Below are 16,290 nucleotides of genomic sequence, written 5' to 3'. Positions count from 1 at the left end.
ACGCGGTCAGTGTGTAGCGACCACCGGACGGCAACTGGCGAACATGTCCAGTTGCGGGTCGTACACCGAGGTGTGCACCCGCAGCAGGCCGAGCATCGAATGGAACAGGTTGTCCTGGCTCAGCGGCTGGTTGCGCGAGCGCTGCAGGCAGTCGGTATCCACGGCGTAGTCCTTGCGATAGCCATCGGAAAACCACGCCAGCATCGGTATGTGCTTCTGCTGCTCGGGAGCGAGCATGTAGGGCGTGCCGTGCAGGAACAGGTTGTACTCACCCAGCGACTCGCCATGGTCGGACAGGTACAGCATGGCGGTGTCGACCTTGTCCTGGCGACTGCGCAAGACGTCGATCAGCGTGGCCAGCACGTGGTCGGTGTACACCAGGGTGTTGTCGTAGCCATTGATGATGCTCTGGCGGTCGCACTTGTCCAGGGCATTGCTGCGGCACACCGGGGTGAAACGCTCGTAGGCCTTGGGGTAGCGCTTGAAGTACTCCGGCCCGTGGCTGCCCATCTGGTGCAGTACCAGCACGGTGTCCTGCTGCAGGTTGTCGAGCATCGCCTCCAGCCCCTTCAACAGGATTTCGTCGTGGCATTCGCTGTCGGCGCACAGGGCCGGGTCCTTGAGGTTGCTGACATCCTCGAACGCCACGCGATCACAGGTGCCCTTGCAGCCGGACTGGTTGTCGCGCCAGTGCACCGCGATGCCGGCACGCTGCAGCACGTCGAGCAGACCCTCCTGGTTCCTGGCCTTGCTGGCGTCATACTGCTTGCGGGTGAAGGTGGAGAACATGCAGGGTACCGACACCGCCGTTTCGGTGCCGCACGAATGCACGTCGCTGAAGGCCACCAGCCCCGCCTCCTTGCTCAGCTGAGGCGTGGTATCGCGGTCGTAACCGAGCAGGCCGAAGTTCTGTGCGCGGGCGCTCTCGCCCACCACCAGCACGGTCAACGACTTGCGGGCCTGGGGCGTTACCGCCAGCGGGCGCACGGCATCTTCGCCAATGCGGCGCAACGGTACATGCGCGCTGCCTAGCTGCTCGCTGACATAGGCTACTGCGGCGCCGACATAGTTGCTGGGCACGACCATCAGGTGCAGTTCATGGTGATTGCGAAACAACGAGGAAAGCCCCTGGTAATTGAGCAATGCCACCGCGCCCAGTACTGTTGCGCTGGCCGTACCGACCACCAACTTGCTCAACAACTCGCGGGGGAAGGTGCGATAAAGAATCGGCGTTTTATATAAAAGAATACTCGGCACTACGCCCAGTAACAGGATATAGCCGGCCAACGTGAACGAGAGCAGATCACGTACTTCGGTGGCATTGGTTTCCATTGTATTGCGCAACATGCCCACATCAATCAGCACGCCGTAGCGGTTCATGAAGTAGGCCACCCCCGCGCTGACAAGGAACAACCCCGTCAGCACCGGCTTGAGCACGGGGCGGAAGGCCACCAGGGTCAGCACCAGGTTGAACGCGCAGAACACCAGCACGGCAAACGCCAGGCGCAGAACCAGGCCCGGGGCATCCCCCGGCACGATACTGAAAACATGCTGCCACAGCACCGCGTTGAAACCGATCAACAGGTACAGGCTGGCAATCAACGTTACCCATTCGGCACGCAGAGGCTTTAACTTGAACATGGCGCTTCGCTTCTTGAAAGTCCGGGACGATGTCATTGCAACATCAATTAAAAACAAGGCGGACTGTAGGCAGGGTGCCATCAATTTTTTGTGAAAAAGACGCCAACAAATAATTGCACTTTATTGAACGAAGGGCAGAACACTTCTTGTTCAGCCTTTATTCAGGAACAGGGCCTTGTCGCCCTGCTCCCGAACAGCGGTCAGGCGGGCAACAGCACCTTGGCGTAGCTGTCGCGGTCCATGTCGACAAGCTCGACGCTCAACTGAAGCTCGCGACCGCTCACCTCGACCACCGCATCCTTGAGCACCTCGAGCAGGCTGCCCGAGAGCTGCTTCTTGACCTCCGGGGAGCGGCCGCTGAGCAGCGACAGCCGCACACAGACAAATGCCCGCTCGACCGGGGCCACGCCCACACGAAAATGTTCGAAGGCGCGCGCGCGACTCTTGATATCCAGTTCCTGGGCGAACTGACCACTGCCGACCAGCGCGTGATTCAGGCGCAGCAGAACCTTGTCGACTTCAAGCTCGCGCAGGTTGGCGCTGTATTCCAGGTGCAGATGGGGCATGACTCGGGCGTCCGTCGGGGTAAATGATTCGACAGACTACCCCATCTGCGGGGGGCGGCAAACGCGTCTATCCTGAAGGTTCATGCCCACCAACCTATCAGCAGAGGTGAAGAGATGCCGGTCAAACACGATTTGCTTGCAGACCTGAATCTGACCAGGGAAGCCTTCGACGAAAAAAAGAAAACCGATCCGCGGCTCAGTACGTTGCACGAGAAGTACAACGCGATCGACGCCCAAGTGGTCGAGGCAGAAAGCGGCAGCGCCACGGACGATCAGGTGACGGAACTGCGCAAGAAACGGCTGCTGACCAAGGATGAGATCGTCGACCATCTCAAAGCCTAGGCGTTGTACCGCTTGCCGTGCTGGATAAATCTTGGTTGACCACAACAGTTAATATCATTTTGATATCAACTTTTTGCCAGGTAATTGGCAAGCCAAAAAAAACCCCGACACTTGGCGTGCCGGGGTTTCTTGATCAGGCCGCAATGGCCTGATCACGCCAAACTTACTGCTGCTGCGGCAGTTTGTCGATTGGACCGCAGCCACCAATAACCTTGGAGATGGAAACCGAAGGGTGGAACAGGTAATCGTACGAGCAGTTCTTTGGCTGGTTGTACACTTGGCCAGTGCAACCGGACAGCAGGGCAACACCCGAAACAACAGCGATTGCGACCGATGCCTTGATAAACTTTTTCATTCTAAATCCCTTAAATTACGATTCGCCGTCTTACTGATGGCGCGGCGATTGTAGGGAGGTCAGCACAATAAATCAAAAGATTTGTTACACCTTTCAAAGTCTTATGGAACGTTCGTGCTAGTTGCCCGGGCAGGGCCTGCGAATCGACTTCGACGGTCATTCTGATTTTCGGCTCAGATTCTCGAGCTTCACACCAGCGACACTTCGCCTGCTGCCGAGGCTTCGGTGAGCATGGCAAGGCGCAGTGCGCGCCTGATGTCTGCATTGATATCGTCAGTGTCTTCCAGCCCCACAGAGATCCGGACCAACCCGCGAGGTACGCCCATTCGCTCCAGGTCGGTGCCGCCTGCTCGGGCAAAACTACCGTAGTGATAACACAGGGATTCAATGTTCCCGAAGGTGGTACCTGTTCGTATCAATTGCAGTTGACTAACAAAGATTGTGCCCGCTTCCTGCGAAGGCAGCACAATGGCAATAAGACCTGTATGCAATGACGGATCAATGCCGTTGGCCTGTGCGCTCCTGGTCGACCATACGGCACGCCATTGCAACGTGGGAAACTCCTGATTCAACATGGCAATGACCGCAAGTGCATTGTCGGCATGCTTTTTCAATCTGAGCGCAAGTGTTCTCAAACCACGCACCGTGAGCCAGGCCGAAAACGGGTCAAGGATCAGCCCGGCACTTTCCCTGTGAGACTTCAATGCCTTGAACAGATCCGGTTCATTGGTACTTACCATCCCGCCCATTACATCGCCGTGCCCATTGATATGCTTGGTGGTGGAATACAAGGTCACTGCCGCCCCCAGCGACAACGGCTTCTGGCAAAGTGGCGTTAGAAAGGTATTGTCGACAACCAGAAGAACGGCGTTCTTCATGCAAAGTTTCGCCAGTTCCGCAATATTGATGTCCAGAAAAGCCGGGTTGGTGGGTGCCTCGATAAAGATCATTCTGGTGTCGGGCCGCAGGGCCGCCTGAAACGCCGCCGTTTCATACGCTTCAATGACCGACAGCGTCATGCCACGCTGACGTGTTTCATGCTCAAGCTGCTCGATCACTTCATAGAACAGGCCGCGGGGCACGATGACGTGGTCACCTGCGCTCAGCAGCGCGCGAAAGACTAGCAGGCAGGCGGTCATTCCACTGTTGACTGCCAGACTGTAGGCGCAGTGTTCGATGGCACGAAACTTCGCCTCCAGAACGGAAACGGTGGGGTTGGCGTAGCGCTGGTAGGCAAAGTTTTCCCCCTCTGCATTGCCGAGCATGTCCCTCCCCGCTTCAACGGAGTCCAACAGTGCCGCGGAATTGCAGATCAGTGCGGGCACTGGAAACTGATCCAGGCCCGCCTCATGTTGCCCCAGGTGGATCGCGCGGGTAGCAGCGCCGAGTGGCGAAGACAGCAGATAATCACGGCGCTGCCGTTCACGCGGGCTCACGTTTTTGGTTGGGCTCATGAATGGCCTGATTCCGAAAGAGAGGGCTGATCCAGCCCGTTGATGATGACCTGCCCCTGGCGACCTGAGGGTGGTGCCGTTTACTCGTACTTGTAGCAAGGCACCACTTTTCCACCCAGCGAGACGATGGAGAACCTTTCCATTTTCGGCATGACGGCACAGGCCAGGCTCACTTGGGCCGCGCTGCAATGCAGCTCCTTTACCCAGATGGGATGATCCGCCTTGAAGCACTCGTGCTTCAGGTGCAGCAAATGTTGATCCAGTGGCATTCTGTCCGGGTCGCGTGGCATGGGGGCAGATGTCATCCTGGCGCGCTGCGTCGAATCAAACGCCAGGCGCAGGCACCGCAGCAGCCGTGGGTGCCGTGCCAGGTTGTTCCTTGAACCTGTCCATTCCCGGGTGACCTCTTCCAGGCCTTCGGCGACTTTGTATTGCTGCACCAGCTCCTTGATGGCGCGTGCCGCGGCGTGGCTCGGGTACAGCGAACAGCCACCGCCAACCACATGCACATCGGCGATTGTCTTGTCTGAGCAATAGGCAATGAAAACGGGATAGGGTATCTGGCTGGTGGCGTCGAACACTTCGATCGAGGCCCCGATGGCACCTTGCGCATCGCGCAAGGTTTGCAGCAATGCTTGCGGCATCGAGGCGTGAGCGATCTTTCTTATGGGTGTTTTGCACTCGTAAAAGAAGTGCTGTGCAATAAAGCGGCCGATACCGTGGCGCTCTATGACTTCGCTCGCGGCATGTATCGCCGCCTCGGCGAACCCGTAGCCTGCTGCCACACCCGTACCACAGGAATATCGGCGCGCAGCGCCATAGTCGGTATCATCGCCAGCGATGGCTTCATTGGCATACTGATGATTGATCAGGAATGACGGGTAGTGCAGATCAGCGCCGCCTGATGCTTCATGCGCCGCAAAGTGGATGACAGCCATCTGTGCAGTCTTCGAATGACGAAGCATCTGCACCGGCAGTACGTCCTGCAGGGCCGGTTGGGAAACAACCGAATCAAAACACTGCAAGGCGCTATGGGAGCGTAGTTGAAGTGGCCCCATGCTATGTTCATACGCTTCATACTTGGCGCCGATGCGCGCCTCTGCTTCATACCCTTTTCCGCAGCCGACAGACTCCATGTCACGGCTGTCAAAGGGGAATTCAAGCGTGGCCACAGTGCTGGACAGCGGTTACCTGTATTCCTTCGTTGATAAAGTGCTGATCTATCACACTTTCTGCATCTTGCAATGACAACGTTCGTTCGGGAGCAATCATGTTCATCGGCTGGAATTTCCATATACGCTGAAAGAAAAATGAGGCGCAGCAAGCGCCTCATTCATTTTCATCACTCAGCCAGTACAGCAGCTTCTTCTGGCGTGAACTCTTCTTCCAGCTTGACGCTATCCACTTCGTCTTCAGCAGGTTGGTCGACCTTGAACTCGTTGATATACATGCAGCAGTACTTACCCATGGAAATATCCTTTTCATGATGGATTCATGTGCGCACTTGTTTTCAGGTGCAGGTCGAGAGTAATACCGGCCACTTTCACTGCCCATAGGAAAAGTCCTGACTCCAGGCGTGAATACGTGGTTTATGGGGTGTTACTTGAGTGCCAGAATGCGCCGAAACAGGGAACAGTGTTTCCTACGCACAATTGCTGTGCGCACGCGAAAAGCAAAAAGCCCCTGAAACCGTAGGTTTCAGGGGCTCTTGCATGTATGGCGGAGAGATAGGGATTTGAACCCTAGGTACTGTTGCCAGTACAACGGATTTCGAATCCGTTTTCGCCCTCAATTAATTTTACGAGAAAATCGTAAAACCCAATAAAATCAGTAAGTTCAACACATGCTAACGTAGCGGAATTCCACACCATTCGGGGGACTCATTCCCCCAAATTTCCCCCAGCTTTGCGAATAGCTTCCAACGCCATCAAATTGACATCTGCGACCTTGAAACCCCATCCCCTGGTCACCACCTCTCCAATGCCTCAATGTCGGGGCTCCACGCTGAGAAATCCCTATGACTGATTTTTGCATTACTAGAGTTCGGTACAACTCCGACCGAACGCACATCTCTTACGTCGAGGTAAGCGAAAACCTGCCGAAGAAATTTGGGACCAAGAGAACGGTTTCAAGGGGATTCGTGGCTGATCTGATTCGGCTGAAAAAGGCTACATTCTCCACCTGGATCGAGCAAACAGATGGAACTTGGGAGAAGGGCGCCGACGTTCACGAAGTTGAAGGGGTGTACCTGTCCACCGACCGAAACAGTAAAAAGCGCGACAACCTAGGCAACCTGCCGGAGTTCTAATCATCTACAGCCTGATACGGCGGCGGTCAGTTGCCGCTCGTATCCTATCCGCTGCCGGCGCTCCGCCAGGAGCGCCCTCACCTTCACCTCTAGGCTGTCAGTCCTGCGCAGGCCGGCGGCCTCCAGGTTAATGGCGAATTGCCGCCTGTCCTCCAAGCACAGCCTGCTGATACTCACTGACAGCCTGCATCAGCGCTTCGGCCTCAAGTCGCAAGCGGTCGACCTCTTCTGCCGCAGTAGGCGAATCTCGCGCCTCGTGGTAACGCCGTACCGCATCCATCGCTTGCTGCATCAGCGGCTCACCCGCCGCCATTTTCTCCTGCAAGTCGTCCATGCTGCCCTCCGATTTCGGTCAGGGCAGTATAGGCCTGTTCGCAGGTTGCTCCCCTTCCCTGGCTTCGACAAGAGTACTCCGCCAGTTACCCCGGACTGGAGCCAGCGACAAAACACTCTACGCATTACAGGAAAGGCGTAAGCACCTCTTCTTGCTTGAATGCACCTAATGCATTGAAGCGTCTTTGGAAAATTAGAAATAAAACCCTAGTCAAGATACAGTTAAAGCCCCCTAATCCAGCAGCTGTTTAAAATTTTCAGAGCAGCAAAGTTTAACAGCGCTCGTCAAGCTAATTGGCAATCCAGATCTCGACGAGCTAATGCGTCTTTTAGTAATGCTGCGGCAACCGAAAATAGCAAAGCTAAAATAAAACCAGCCAGCAGAACGGAGCGCATATGGCCTCCAAACTTAATCTCCTGAACAGAAGACAGGCCTACACGACTTGTTGACACAGTCGATGAAGCACTATCTAGAATCTTCATATAGTCCAAGCTACCTGCATTACCAGCTGTGCGCAAAAGCTCTAAAAACACATCTCGCTTTTTAGCGTACAGAAGCTTGTGATCATCCACAACCTGACTAACAACTGACTCCAAACGCTGCTTAGCACCATCATAAGTCTTATACTTAACAGAAAATTTAACTATATTTGACTTACCAACCTGCGAAACATCAGCAATATCTTTATACCGATATTTTATCTCATCGACAGATTCTATTAGACTATTATTTCTCGAAAACAAATCCCCACCACCAATCACAACACCGGCAGTAGCCTCATACATGGTTGGCTGAAAAAGCACAAAAGCCACTGGAGGCAATAGAATCAAAAAAAAGCATAGCACTGCAAACCGCAGCTGCCTTTTTATCAATGCAAACACTTCAAATAAATCGACGCGGTCGCCTGAAAACTGCTGAGTCATATTTCCCCCAGAACTGCCTTAGTTAAGAACCAAAGAGACGTACCAAGCAAGCTGACCACTGAGAGAACTAGAAACTGAGCACCCACCGTTAACTTCATGTGACCTCGCAATTAAAAGCACTAATACGGCAGAATAAAAAGCTACGAACCAATAAAAATCAAACACAGATGAGAATCATTGTATTTTGTCGCAGCAGGGTAGTGTCACTTTGACATCTAGAAGCTTAAATGTCTACGCAAGTTCACTAATCTGCAACACTACGCGCCCATGCTTCGCAGGTTAGGCCTGCTATTCTTGATCGGTCATATGCTTTCGCCAGGTCTCCCGCTCTTTCATCAGCGCGCTTGAGCACGTCGGCAAGCACCATGATGGAGCGGGTTGCTGCTTGGCTTGCGGCGGCAGTGCAGGAATGGATGCTGGCTTGGTCTGCAAGACGGCGGGCAAGGCCGTCGATTGTGTCCCGCAGGCTACTAGCGGTAGCGCGAGCAGCGTCAGCATCAGCACTCGCTTGATCAATAAACGTCTGTCCATCTTGAATCACCTTGTTGATCGCTTGTTGGTGGGCCTGCTCTTTTTTACGCTCGGCGACTTCAGCCAGAGCCCAAGCCTGCTTATCCCCGGCATCGCGCGCAGCCCACCTGCTCTGCCACTCGGCGTCCATCGTCGTGCGCCCATGTTCATAGGCGCCCCAGTACGACGCCAGCAACAGCAGCAAGGCTGTCGCGCGCCAGGCCCATCCGCTCACGCCAGCCTCCCGCCGGCGGCGACGTAGTGCGCCAGCAGGTCATCCAGCTTGCGCTCATGCTGCCCGTACCCAGCGCCTGGCAGGCTGGCCCAGATGTTCCGGCACTTCGTGATTGCGGCCTGGATATGGCCGGCGTGCACGTCCGCCAGGGCGCCGCGCTCCTTGATCAGGTGCAGTGCCAGCTTGTCTTGGCTGGTGGGCCCGAAGTCGGGCAGCTTGAGCAGGTCGCGGTAGTGCGGCCAGTAGCGCTGGAGTTGCTGGTACCGGCCTGCGGCCGTGGACTTCAGGCCCTTGTTGTTCACGGTCACCAGCACGCCAGGATGGGTGCTGTAGCTCTTGAAGGTGTTCGGAGTGTCGATGCCGCCAACCACCACGTCATAGCCGTCGTCGCGGGTGTGCTTGCTGATCGACGTGCCTTCGGACCATGCCAGCATGTCGAGGAAAGCGAGAGCGTTCTTGCTGCCCGCCAGTGAGTCGGAAATTCGAGCCATGTGTTTCTCCAGGCAATAAAAAACCCGCTCAAGGCGGGTATCGTTGTTCGGCTGTAGTCAGGCCGGCGGCACGGGCCAGTCGATGTCGACTGGGTATCCTGATTGCTCTGGCAGGCGGTTCAGCGCGACCCGGTATTTCTTCCAGGCCTTCAGCGCAGTGGCTTCAGCCTCGGTTGCGTCGTCGAGGTCGACCGCATCTTGCAGCGGTGCGATTGCCGAGTCGGCAACGCCTCGTCGACCGGCGATTTCTGCTTGCACGCCGGCCAGATGCTGCGCTGCAGCCGCATCCTGCTTCATCTCTGCCGTGACCATCTGGCTCCAGTCGATCGAGACGATGGTATCTGGCCAGGAGACCTCAGGCTGCTCGGGCTTGGGGTCGAAGTCTGTGGGGAGCTGAATGCGGCCATCTGGTGGATTGACAATATCCACCGGGAATCGCGACTGCTCGCTGGACTCTGCGCCGTGAGGGAGCCTGACGGTCAACGTAAGCTCCCCTTCGATCCGCTGGACTGGCCCATACAGCCACGGGCAGCCCGCAGCAGTAGCGGGCAGCATCGCGCCGTCGTGCAGGGCTTCGAAATCGAGCGCCATACCATTGATCGTGATCGATTCGCCGCTCCTGCTGAGCACGAGTTTTTTGTCTGCACCGAACGGTGACAATTTAATGCGCATCAGTACCACCTCCCTTGAACAACAATGTTTATGGTTCTCACCGGTACGCCAGGGGACGAAGTGAAGTAGGCCTTTACACTGATGTTGTTGGGTTCTACCCGGCCCGCAACCAGAAATGAGTTGTTTAAAGCGTCATTGCCGGAAAGGACAGCGCTGCCAGCAATGAACGTAATCGGGGTCGGGGCGCTCATATCATTGGAGACGTGCAGGCCCGCGACAGGAGAAAAAGACGTGGTGGTTACTGTCATCTCGGCGGTGGCGGTGCCGTCCGCGTATTTGACGTACCTGCCATTTGCATTGCTGCCCTTCTCAAATATCGCACCCGTTGGTACGCCGCCCGATTGACTCACTGTGCCGACGATATCAGCCGTTGCGGCAGCCTTTAGGCCCAGGCCTGCCCTGGCGGTCGCTTGTGTGCTGCCGCCTGTACCGCCCTGAGCGACGCTCAGCGCGGTTGTCATGCCGGTCAGTGACGTGATGTCGCTATTCGCCCCGCGCGCCGCGGCGCCGATGTTCTCCCGAAGCTTCGGTGCAGTCGTGGCGACGCCGAGCACCGCCAGAGTCGAGCCGAACTGCTCGACGATCTGCCGAAGGCGGTCGGCTGATTCTTTGACATATCCCTGCATGGGCGCCAGGCCGTAGGTACCCGACGAGATGGTGGCACCTTGATAGGCAGGATAAATTGAAAGCACTGTACCGCTTGCGATGTTCGTTACTTCATACCAACGGCCATCAGGCCCCTGAAAAGCATCGCCGACGCGAGAGTTCGCTGCGAAGTTTGTACCGGTACCGGTTACGGTGGTTTGTCCGGCCGCGATTGCGACCTTGCCTTCTCTGTACCAGGGCATAAATTCTCCAGGCAATAAAAAACCCGCCGCGGCGGGTAATGTTGATTTTCGAATGCGACTGTTATGTCCCTGGCAAGCGGGCAAAAACAGCTCCGGGCTGACCCAGATCACTCCAGCCTGTGGTCCCGACTGAATAGATTTGCAGCCGGTTGATTGAGTAGTTGAATCTTGCACCACACCAATTTGTGAGGGCCTGGTTGGGTGCCATGAGCCCGCGAGAAAACGGGTTGATCATGAAGTACTCGTCCGAAGCCAGCGCCCCCACAGCAGCGCACAAGTAGTAATAGGCATTCCCCAGTGCCAGCTGGACCATGCCCTGATAGCTCCATGAGTTTGTGGCCTTGGTGAATATGATCGGAGTTGACCCGGAGTCGTAGATGATGACTCCGGCCTCGTCCCACATCCTCAACCCCCAACTCGCTGCTGAGCGGCTGGCAAATACAGCTGCAAACCACTTCCCGGTGGGCCGCCAGGTCACATTGCCGCTCTCGAGCCTGAAGCCTGTCCAGTTGCCTGGAGAGCCGGTAATTGTCATTTCCCGATAGAGAATGTCTGGCTGGCTCGGCGAGTTACGAATGAAGATGCAGGGCGGCTCGGTCGTTCTTATCGGGGCCGGGAATGAGACGACTACAGTGCTTGAGCCTGTCGCGGAGTATGTCCCGCTGTACAGCGCGCACAGCCTGGGGTTGTTGGAGTCGATCTGCACGTAGTCATCGTCATTTTTAACGTAAAGTCCAAAGCTCAATTCTTGAACCTCATTACTAGAAGACGGAACTGAATGTGTGAGCCGTAATCTTCAGTGCCAGGTTGGTTTGGATGCTTTGATCGTACGGTCACATTGCCTACAGCCACCCTCATATAGGGCATTGCGCTTTCGTTGAACTCGTTTTTGCGCGCAGTTGTTGGAAGGATCACGGCTGTGCATGTTGCCGGGTTGAACCCTGAAATGGGGACAGAAACGACTGCCCCATTTCCCGTCAGCGTGTAGGTTTGGCTGTGAAGAACTTGATAGGTGAAGCTGTCGGTATCAAGCTCTACAACACCGTCTTCACTGAATGTCCTTAGACCGTAGCTCATGCCGTCAGATCTCCAAGTTGCACGCGCAGCCGGTCATTGCTGTCGAAAACCTTCACGGCACGGTGCGTGATCGTGAGCCGTCCCTGCCCCGCGATAGCGCCGTTGATCTCGAGTGTTCCGTCCTTGTTCAGTCGCCACCCTTGGACGCCCGGCACGTAGTTCGTCGAACTGATGAAGCTCCCGATCTTGGCGTTCGTGATCGTGCCGTCAGCGATGAAGGCTGCCTGGATAAACGTCTGCCCATCCTGGATCGCGAAAAACGATGCGGGAGTGCCGTTGATGTCGTTGACCACGGCGAACCTGTCGGCATTGATGATGAACTGGCTCTGCAGGCCCGCTGGTCCGTTCTCGATGCCCAGGCCGATACCGGCGACAACGTACTTGCCTTGCGAGTTGAGCTGCATCTTAACAGCCCACATCGTCGAGGCCTTCTCATCGGCATTGACCTGGGCCTGGCTGATCGTCTGCACGGCCGCCGTCGTGTCATTCATCGTCGCTTCGAGCGTCTCGGTCTTGCGCACGATGACTTCATCGCGAGAGGCGCTGACCTTCACTTCTTCTGCAAATGCCGCTGTCGCGTCCCACTGGTGGAGCGCGCCGGCCAGATCGCCTTCGGCATCGGCGTCACGAGCAGACGCCCGCAGAGCCTGCAGGCTCTCGGCTGTCGCCGTGACCTTGCCGTCGACGGTCTCGATGTTGGTCTTGTTCGTCTGCACCTGCTGTGCAAGGCCGTTGGCCGCTTGCACAGACTGACCAACATCGATCCAGAGGTTCGCGTTCGGCGGAGAATTTGCACCCGAGGCATCGGCAGGAACAGGGCCTTTTGCCTGGTAGATCCGACCATCGACCACGACCATCTGGTCTTTCACGTATGGCTCACCCGGGTCGTATGCCTTGAGCCCGTCCAGCGCATCGATCTGGTCTTGCAGGCCATCGATCTTGTCGACGACTTCTTTGCCCAGCTGGGTCTCGCCGACCTTGCCGGTAAGAGCTTGTAGCATTGTGGTTACGTCGGTCGAGGTTGAGGCGATGACCTTGAGGAACCCACTCACTCCATACGCGTTTCGAGCGCGGATGAAATAGAAGTAGTTGGTTGAGAAAGCCAGCGCCGTGTGCACCAGACTGAGCCCCTGCCCCAGGTACGCGGCCTGCCCAGCGGTCGCCAACGGGTCCATGCTGAAGAAGTATTCATAGGTTCCACCGTTCAGGCCGTGCTGCACGTTGCTCGGGAACAGCGTGATCGTGTCGATCGTCGCCTGCACCGCGCACGCCTCGGGCACTGCTGGGCCGTTGATGTTGACCGTGATGCTGGCTTCACCCGAGCGCGTCAGCGGCCCCAGAGCCGCAACGCTCATCGTGTAGCTACCAGATGGCAGCCCCGCCAGTTCCAGCTGGACCGCCGTTGCCGGGATCTGGTGTGCCTGCACGGCGCGCGCGCCTTGCCGGACAGTCACGGCATAGCCATTGACGATGCCAAACGGTGGCACCCAACTCAGCACGCCCTGGGAGATCTCTGCGGTTTCGTGGGTGCTCCAGGCCAGGCCGGTAGGTGAACCCAGCCCCCCGGTTGGCAGATTGATGAAGCCGATCGGATCGTAGGGCTTGCCCACGGCATCATCAAAAATAGCAGGTTCGTACTGCGAGACAGTGACGTTGCAGCCATCCTCTGGCGCCATGTTCCAGTCGGTCACAATGAACTCGCCGACGATGTTCAGCGAAGGCAGATTCACTTTCACCACCCGCCCCGGGCGGCAGTTGTAGCCGGCGAAGTTCATCGGGAGCTGCAGTGATCCGCCGGCGCGGGCGCGCCGAAGCTTGATGTTCGCCAGGCGCTGGGCCTGGTAGGCATCACTCACATAGCCTAGCGAGATCGACTCGGGCGCTTCGCCACCATCTTCGACAATCCACTGCTGTACACGCACCTCCGGGAAGTCCGTCTCGGCCCAAGCTTGCGAAGGATCGATGAAGGTGCCCGTGACGATGTTGATCGCAGCGTCATTGGTGACCTCGGTCGAACCCGACACAGTACCGATCACCATGTCCTCGGTGATCTCGAAGTCTGCCGGCCCGTAGTAGGCCCCGGCCTGCAGCATCCACTTACCGCCCACACGGATCAGCTGGCCGGCACACGACTCCTCCAGCTTCTGGATCACCTGGGTGCGCTGCTCGTCCGCGCCGATCACGCAGCCTGTGCGGTAGCGGGTGCCCAGCCTACCATCAGCGTTGACCACCGCTTCGTCGCAGACGTTTGCAGCGCTGGCAAAGGTCTCGAAGATGATCTCGTCATCCGGCACCTTGCAGCGCTCACGCAGGTACCAGAGCAGGTGCAGCGCGGTGTTCTCGCTGTACCTGGTGCGACCGATGCGCGGGTCGTACAGGTCGTTTCGCCCGCGCACAACAAAGCGCGCATCGGGAATGCCAGACGGGAACTTTTCAGGGTCGTGCTTCAGCGATACACGGACAAAGGACAGGCCGCGACCGATCTGCGAGTTCCTCCAGTCCCGGCAGTTGGCCTTGAGGAATGCGTTGACCTGTGTCGGGTTCACAATCAACTGGTACGAGGCGTTCGCGCCGTAGGTGGAGATATCTTCCTCGCCCAGGTAGACCGCCTCCAGCGCGTCAATCGCGCCTTCGCTAAGCACATAAACCAGATGGACCCATTCGCCGGTGCTTTGGCTGCCGGTCTGCTCCTGGGCCCATACCAGAACACCACCGGTGCTGACCCGGCCCAGAATGAACCTTGCGGGCGCCTTGGACGAACGAACGGTCTGTGCGGACGGTTCACTGCTAGTGCCGCCAGCCTTGAGTGCAGCACCCTGCTGAGAGCCAACAAACAGGCCTACCGCGCCGCCGATCAGCGCAAAGCCAATGCCGCCGGTGACGAACCCCAGCGCAGCACCGGCCGCGACGAGGGCGACCTTCTTGACTGCCTTGCTCATTCAACCCTCCAGACGGCCAGAGGGTCGCAGGCAATCCGCCCTACTCCATCCTCGGCCACCGACCAGAACTCGCCCGCCCAAAACACAGCCACGCCCCGGCCGTTCTCGCCGTCGTACATCGCCACATCACCGCGCTGGATGAACGCGGGGTCGATGCGTTGAAAGCACGCATCCCAAGCAGCGTCGAGCGACCCGTGCAGTTTCTTGAGCAGGCGCTTGGCACCTGTCTCGGTGCGGTATTTGCCGCGGTACTGGCCAGCCGGGTCGACCCCGCAAACGGCCAGCGCGCAGTCAGCGGCAAACAGGCAGCAGTCAAATTCGCCCCATGAAAAAGGCCGCTCGGAGGCGGCCTTGATGGTGTTGGCAAGCTGTGTTGTCCAGTCTCGATTGCGCATGGGCTACTCGTACTTGAATGAGGGTGCGTCCTTCTTGGCGCCCCAGTAGATTGGCCAGTCCGCCATCTGCGCGACGGCGAAGAAGAAGCGGTCGTCCTGGTACCGGGCCCGGTGGTTTTCGTCGGTCCAGCGCTCGGTGCCGGTGCGACTCCACTCGGCCATCCGGTCGATGATCGGCACCTTGATTGCGTTGCCGTCACTGCCGTTGCCGGCGTATGAGAACTGGGCCGCATCCATCCGGCCGCTGAAGAGAATGTCGGCTGCATACCCACCGGCCTGGTCGATCACGACGAACATGAGCTTGGCGTTGCGCCCACGGCAGCCTTTTAGGCTGGTCTCGGTGATGATCGTTGTGTCCAGGCCGTTGAGGGTGAGGTCGACGCTCATCGGCGAGCCCGAACTGCTGCTCTCCTGCGCCTCGCCGACTTCGCCAAACGAGCCGACACCCTGGTAGGTGATGCCGTCGAGCACCAGGTCGCCGGTACCGGTGTGGGCGAAGACCATGCCGTCAGGGAAGTCCAGCTGGCAGGCGTACACCGCCATGAAGTTGCCTTGGGCGATGATGTCCACCACCCGCTGGCTGAAAGGAAATGCCCCTGCCATCAGAAAGCCTCCCGGAAATCGAGCGTGCCGTTGGCCACCAGGGGCCGAACGCTCAGTGCGTGGGTGTCGGAGGTCCTGCGCATCTCGGCGTAGGGCGCCCGGTATTCAACCGCGGCGCCGGCCGCGATCGTCTTGCGAATCCGCTTGTTGAGGTTCACCAGTACCTGGCCATTGGCGCCTGAAACGGCGTCATCGATGACCTCGAACATCTCGCCGGCGATCGTGATGTAGTCACCCATGGAGAACACCTGCTTGTTCGCCGTGACGCCGCCCAGGCGCATGAAGGAGGCCTGGGCGGTGGCGGTGACGACGACCGGCGTGCCGATGAAGTCGGTGCGGGTGCGGGTGAACGCCGGGAGGTTGAAGGTGCCGAACATGCCTTGCAGTCGCCCGATAAAGGCCGTCAGAAGGCGCTCCTCATCGCGAGAGAGCGCCGAGAACGTCAACTGGCACTGCCAGTAGGCCCCCGGGTATCCAACGATCTGCTGAGCGTTGGAGAGCGACGACGTGAAGGCGCGGTTGTTGTAGACGACCCCCCACGTCATTTCATTCGGGCACAGGCCATCCGGCCATGCGATTGCCATGTACTTTTCTCCT

20 protein-coding genes and 1 pseudogene are annotated in these 16,290 nt (G+C 57.7%); 2 read left to right on the top strand and 19 right to left on the bottom strand.

Going from position 1 to position 16,290, the window contains the following annotated elements; translation table 11 throughout:
- Window positions 1-6: 6 nt before the first annotated feature.
- Window positions 7-1,641 (bottom strand): phosphoethanolamine transferase, encoded by a 1,635-nt coding sequence (locus CR917_RS08950; RefSeq protein WP_088514491.1) that lies wholly within the window; start codon window positions 1,639-1,641, stop codon window positions 7-9.
- A gap of 200 nt (window positions 1,642-1,841) precedes the next feature.
- The gene (locus CR917_RS08945; protein WP_058541519.1) at window positions 1,842-2,207 is read right to left on the bottom strand and encodes a 5-carboxymethyl-2-hydroxymuconate Delta-isomerase; all 366 of its coding nucleotides are present in this window, start codon (window positions 2,205-2,207) and stop codon (window positions 1,842-1,844) included.
- Between the two features lie 114 nt (window positions 2,208-2,321).
- Here CR917_RS08945 and CR917_RS08940 point away from each other — a divergent pair, with 114 nt between their 5' ends.
- Window positions 2,322-2,549: a YdcH family protein gene (locus CR917_RS08940; RefSeq protein WP_043864210.1), complete on the top strand. Its 228-nt coding sequence runs from the start codon at window positions 2,322-2,324 to the stop codon at window positions 2,547-2,549.
- A 163-nt stretch (window positions 2,550-2,712) separates the two neighbouring features.
- Here CR917_RS08940 and CR917_RS08935 read toward each other — a convergent pair whose 3' ends face one another.
- From CR917_RS08935 to CR917_RS27665, 4 genes are all read right to left on the bottom strand, one after another.
- Window positions 2,713-2,904: a YhfL family protein gene (locus tag CR917_RS08935; protein ID WP_043864211.1), complete on the bottom strand. Its 192-nt coding sequence runs from the start codon at window positions 2,902-2,904 to the stop codon at window positions 2,713-2,715.
- Window positions 2,905-3,092: 188 nt separating this feature from the next.
- Window positions 3,093-4,358: a PLP-dependent aspartate aminotransferase family protein gene (locus tag CR917_RS08930; protein WP_104572179.1), complete on the bottom strand. Its 1,266-nt coding sequence runs from the start codon at window positions 4,356-4,358 to the stop codon at window positions 3,093-3,095.
- 80 nt (window positions 4,359-4,438) lie between these two features.
- Window positions 4,439-5,530 carry a YcaO-like family protein gene (locus CR917_RS08925; protein WP_104572178.1) on the bottom strand — a complete coding sequence of 364 codons (1,092 nt, stop codon included), beginning with the start codon at window positions 5,528-5,530 and terminating at the stop codon, window positions 4,439-4,441.
- 170 nt (window positions 5,531-5,700) lie between these two features.
- On the bottom strand, window positions 5,701-5,826 hold the full coding sequence (locus CR917_RS27665; RefSeq protein WP_254996984.1) for a hypothetical protein: 126 nt from the start codon (window positions 5,824-5,826) through the stop codon (window positions 5,701-5,703).
- 549 nt (window positions 5,827-6,375) lie between these two features.
- On the opposite strand from CR917_RS27665, the gene CR917_RS08920 reads away from it, so the two are divergent.
- Window positions 6,376-6,666, top strand: a complete 291-nt coding sequence (locus tag CR917_RS08920; protein ID WP_104572177.1) for a DUF3892 domain-containing protein — start codon at window positions 6,376-6,378, stop codon at window positions 6,664-6,666.
- Here the strand turns inward: CR917_RS08920 and CR917_RS28010 are convergent.
- From CR917_RS28010 to CR917_RS08865, 13 genes and pseudogenes are all read right to left on the bottom strand, one after another.
- Window positions 6,667-6,786: pseudogene (locus CR917_RS28010) on the bottom strand (hypothetical protein); the annotation flags it as partial.
- Window positions 6,787-6,793: 7 nt separating this feature from the next.
- Window positions 6,794-7,000, bottom strand: a complete 207-nt coding sequence (locus CR917_RS08915) for a hypothetical protein (protein WP_104572176.1) — start codon at window positions 6,998-7,000, stop codon at window positions 6,794-6,796.
- 284 nt (window positions 7,001-7,284) lie between these two features.
- Window positions 7,285-7,923 carry a hypothetical protein gene (locus CR917_RS27040; protein WP_146094994.1) on the bottom strand — a complete coding sequence of 213 codons (639 nt, stop codon included), beginning with the start codon at window positions 7,921-7,923 and terminating at the stop codon, window positions 7,285-7,287.
- 244 nt (window positions 7,924-8,167) lie between these two features.
- Window positions 8,168-8,668: a DUF2514 family protein gene (locus CR917_RS08910; protein WP_104572175.1), complete on the bottom strand. Its 501-nt coding sequence runs from the start codon at window positions 8,666-8,668 to the stop codon at window positions 8,168-8,170.
- Window positions 8,665-9,159 carry a glycoside hydrolase family 104 protein gene (locus tag CR917_RS08905; RefSeq protein ID WP_104572174.1) on the bottom strand — a complete coding sequence of 165 codons (495 nt, stop codon included), beginning with the start codon at window positions 9,157-9,159 and terminating at the stop codon, window positions 8,665-8,667. The genes CR917_RS08910 and CR917_RS08905 overlap by 4 nt, the downstream gene beginning before the upstream one ends.
- A 57-nt stretch (window positions 9,160-9,216) precedes the next feature.
- Entirely contained in the window at window positions 9,217-9,831 is a 615-nt protein-coding gene (locus CR917_RS27915) for a tail fiber assembly protein (RefSeq protein WP_305887861.1), read from the bottom strand.
- A complete protein-coding gene (locus tag CR917_RS27515) occupies window positions 9,831-10,790 on the bottom strand; it encodes a hypothetical protein (protein WP_178083047.1) in 960 nt (319 codons plus the stop codon). The genes CR917_RS27915 and CR917_RS27515 overlap by 1 nt, the downstream gene beginning before the upstream one ends.
- The gene (locus CR917_RS27035) at window positions 10,741-11,424 is read right to left on the bottom strand and encodes a hypothetical protein (protein ID WP_146094993.1); all 684 of its coding nucleotides are present in this window, start codon (window positions 11,422-11,424) and stop codon (window positions 10,741-10,743) included. Before CR917_RS27035 ends, CR917_RS27515 begins: the two co-directional genes overlap by 50 nt.
- A complete protein-coding gene (locus CR917_RS27030) occupies window positions 11,421-11,756 on the bottom strand; it encodes a hypothetical protein (RefSeq protein WP_146094992.1) in 336 nt (111 codons plus the stop codon). The genes CR917_RS27035 and CR917_RS27030 overlap by 4 nt, the downstream gene beginning before the upstream one ends.
- Window positions 11,753-14,695 carry a DUF1983 domain-containing protein gene (locus CR917_RS08880; protein WP_104572173.1) on the bottom strand — a complete coding sequence of 981 codons (2,943 nt, stop codon included), beginning with the start codon at window positions 14,693-14,695 and terminating at the stop codon, window positions 11,753-11,755. Before CR917_RS08880 ends, CR917_RS27030 begins: the two co-directional genes overlap by 4 nt.
- The gene (locus CR917_RS08875; protein WP_104572172.1) at window positions 14,692-15,090 is read right to left on the bottom strand and encodes a hypothetical protein; all 399 of its coding nucleotides are present in this window, start codon (window positions 15,088-15,090) and stop codon (window positions 14,692-14,694) included. The genes CR917_RS08880 and CR917_RS08875 overlap by 4 nt, the downstream gene beginning before the upstream one ends.
- A gap of 3 nt (window positions 15,091-15,093) precedes the next feature.
- Window positions 15,094-15,693, bottom strand: a complete 600-nt coding sequence (locus CR917_RS08870) for a hypothetical protein (RefSeq protein ID WP_104572171.1) — start codon at window positions 15,691-15,693, stop codon at window positions 15,094-15,096.
- Window positions 15,693-16,277, bottom strand: a complete 585-nt coding sequence (locus tag CR917_RS08865) for a hypothetical protein (protein ID WP_104572170.1) — start codon at window positions 16,275-16,277, stop codon at window positions 15,693-15,695. Before CR917_RS08865 ends, CR917_RS08870 begins: the two co-directional genes overlap by 1 nt.
- Window positions 16,278-16,290 lie beyond the last annotated feature (13 nt).

The organism is Pseudomonas sp. BRM28, from assembly GCF_002939405.1.
GTDB classification, from domain to species: domain Bacteria; phylum Pseudomonadota; class Gammaproteobacteria; order Pseudomonadales; family Pseudomonadaceae; genus Aquipseudomonas; species Aquipseudomonas palmensis.
The sequence above is the reverse complement of the archived record's forward strand: the minus strand, read 5'-3'. Positions and strand labels throughout refer to the sequence as shown.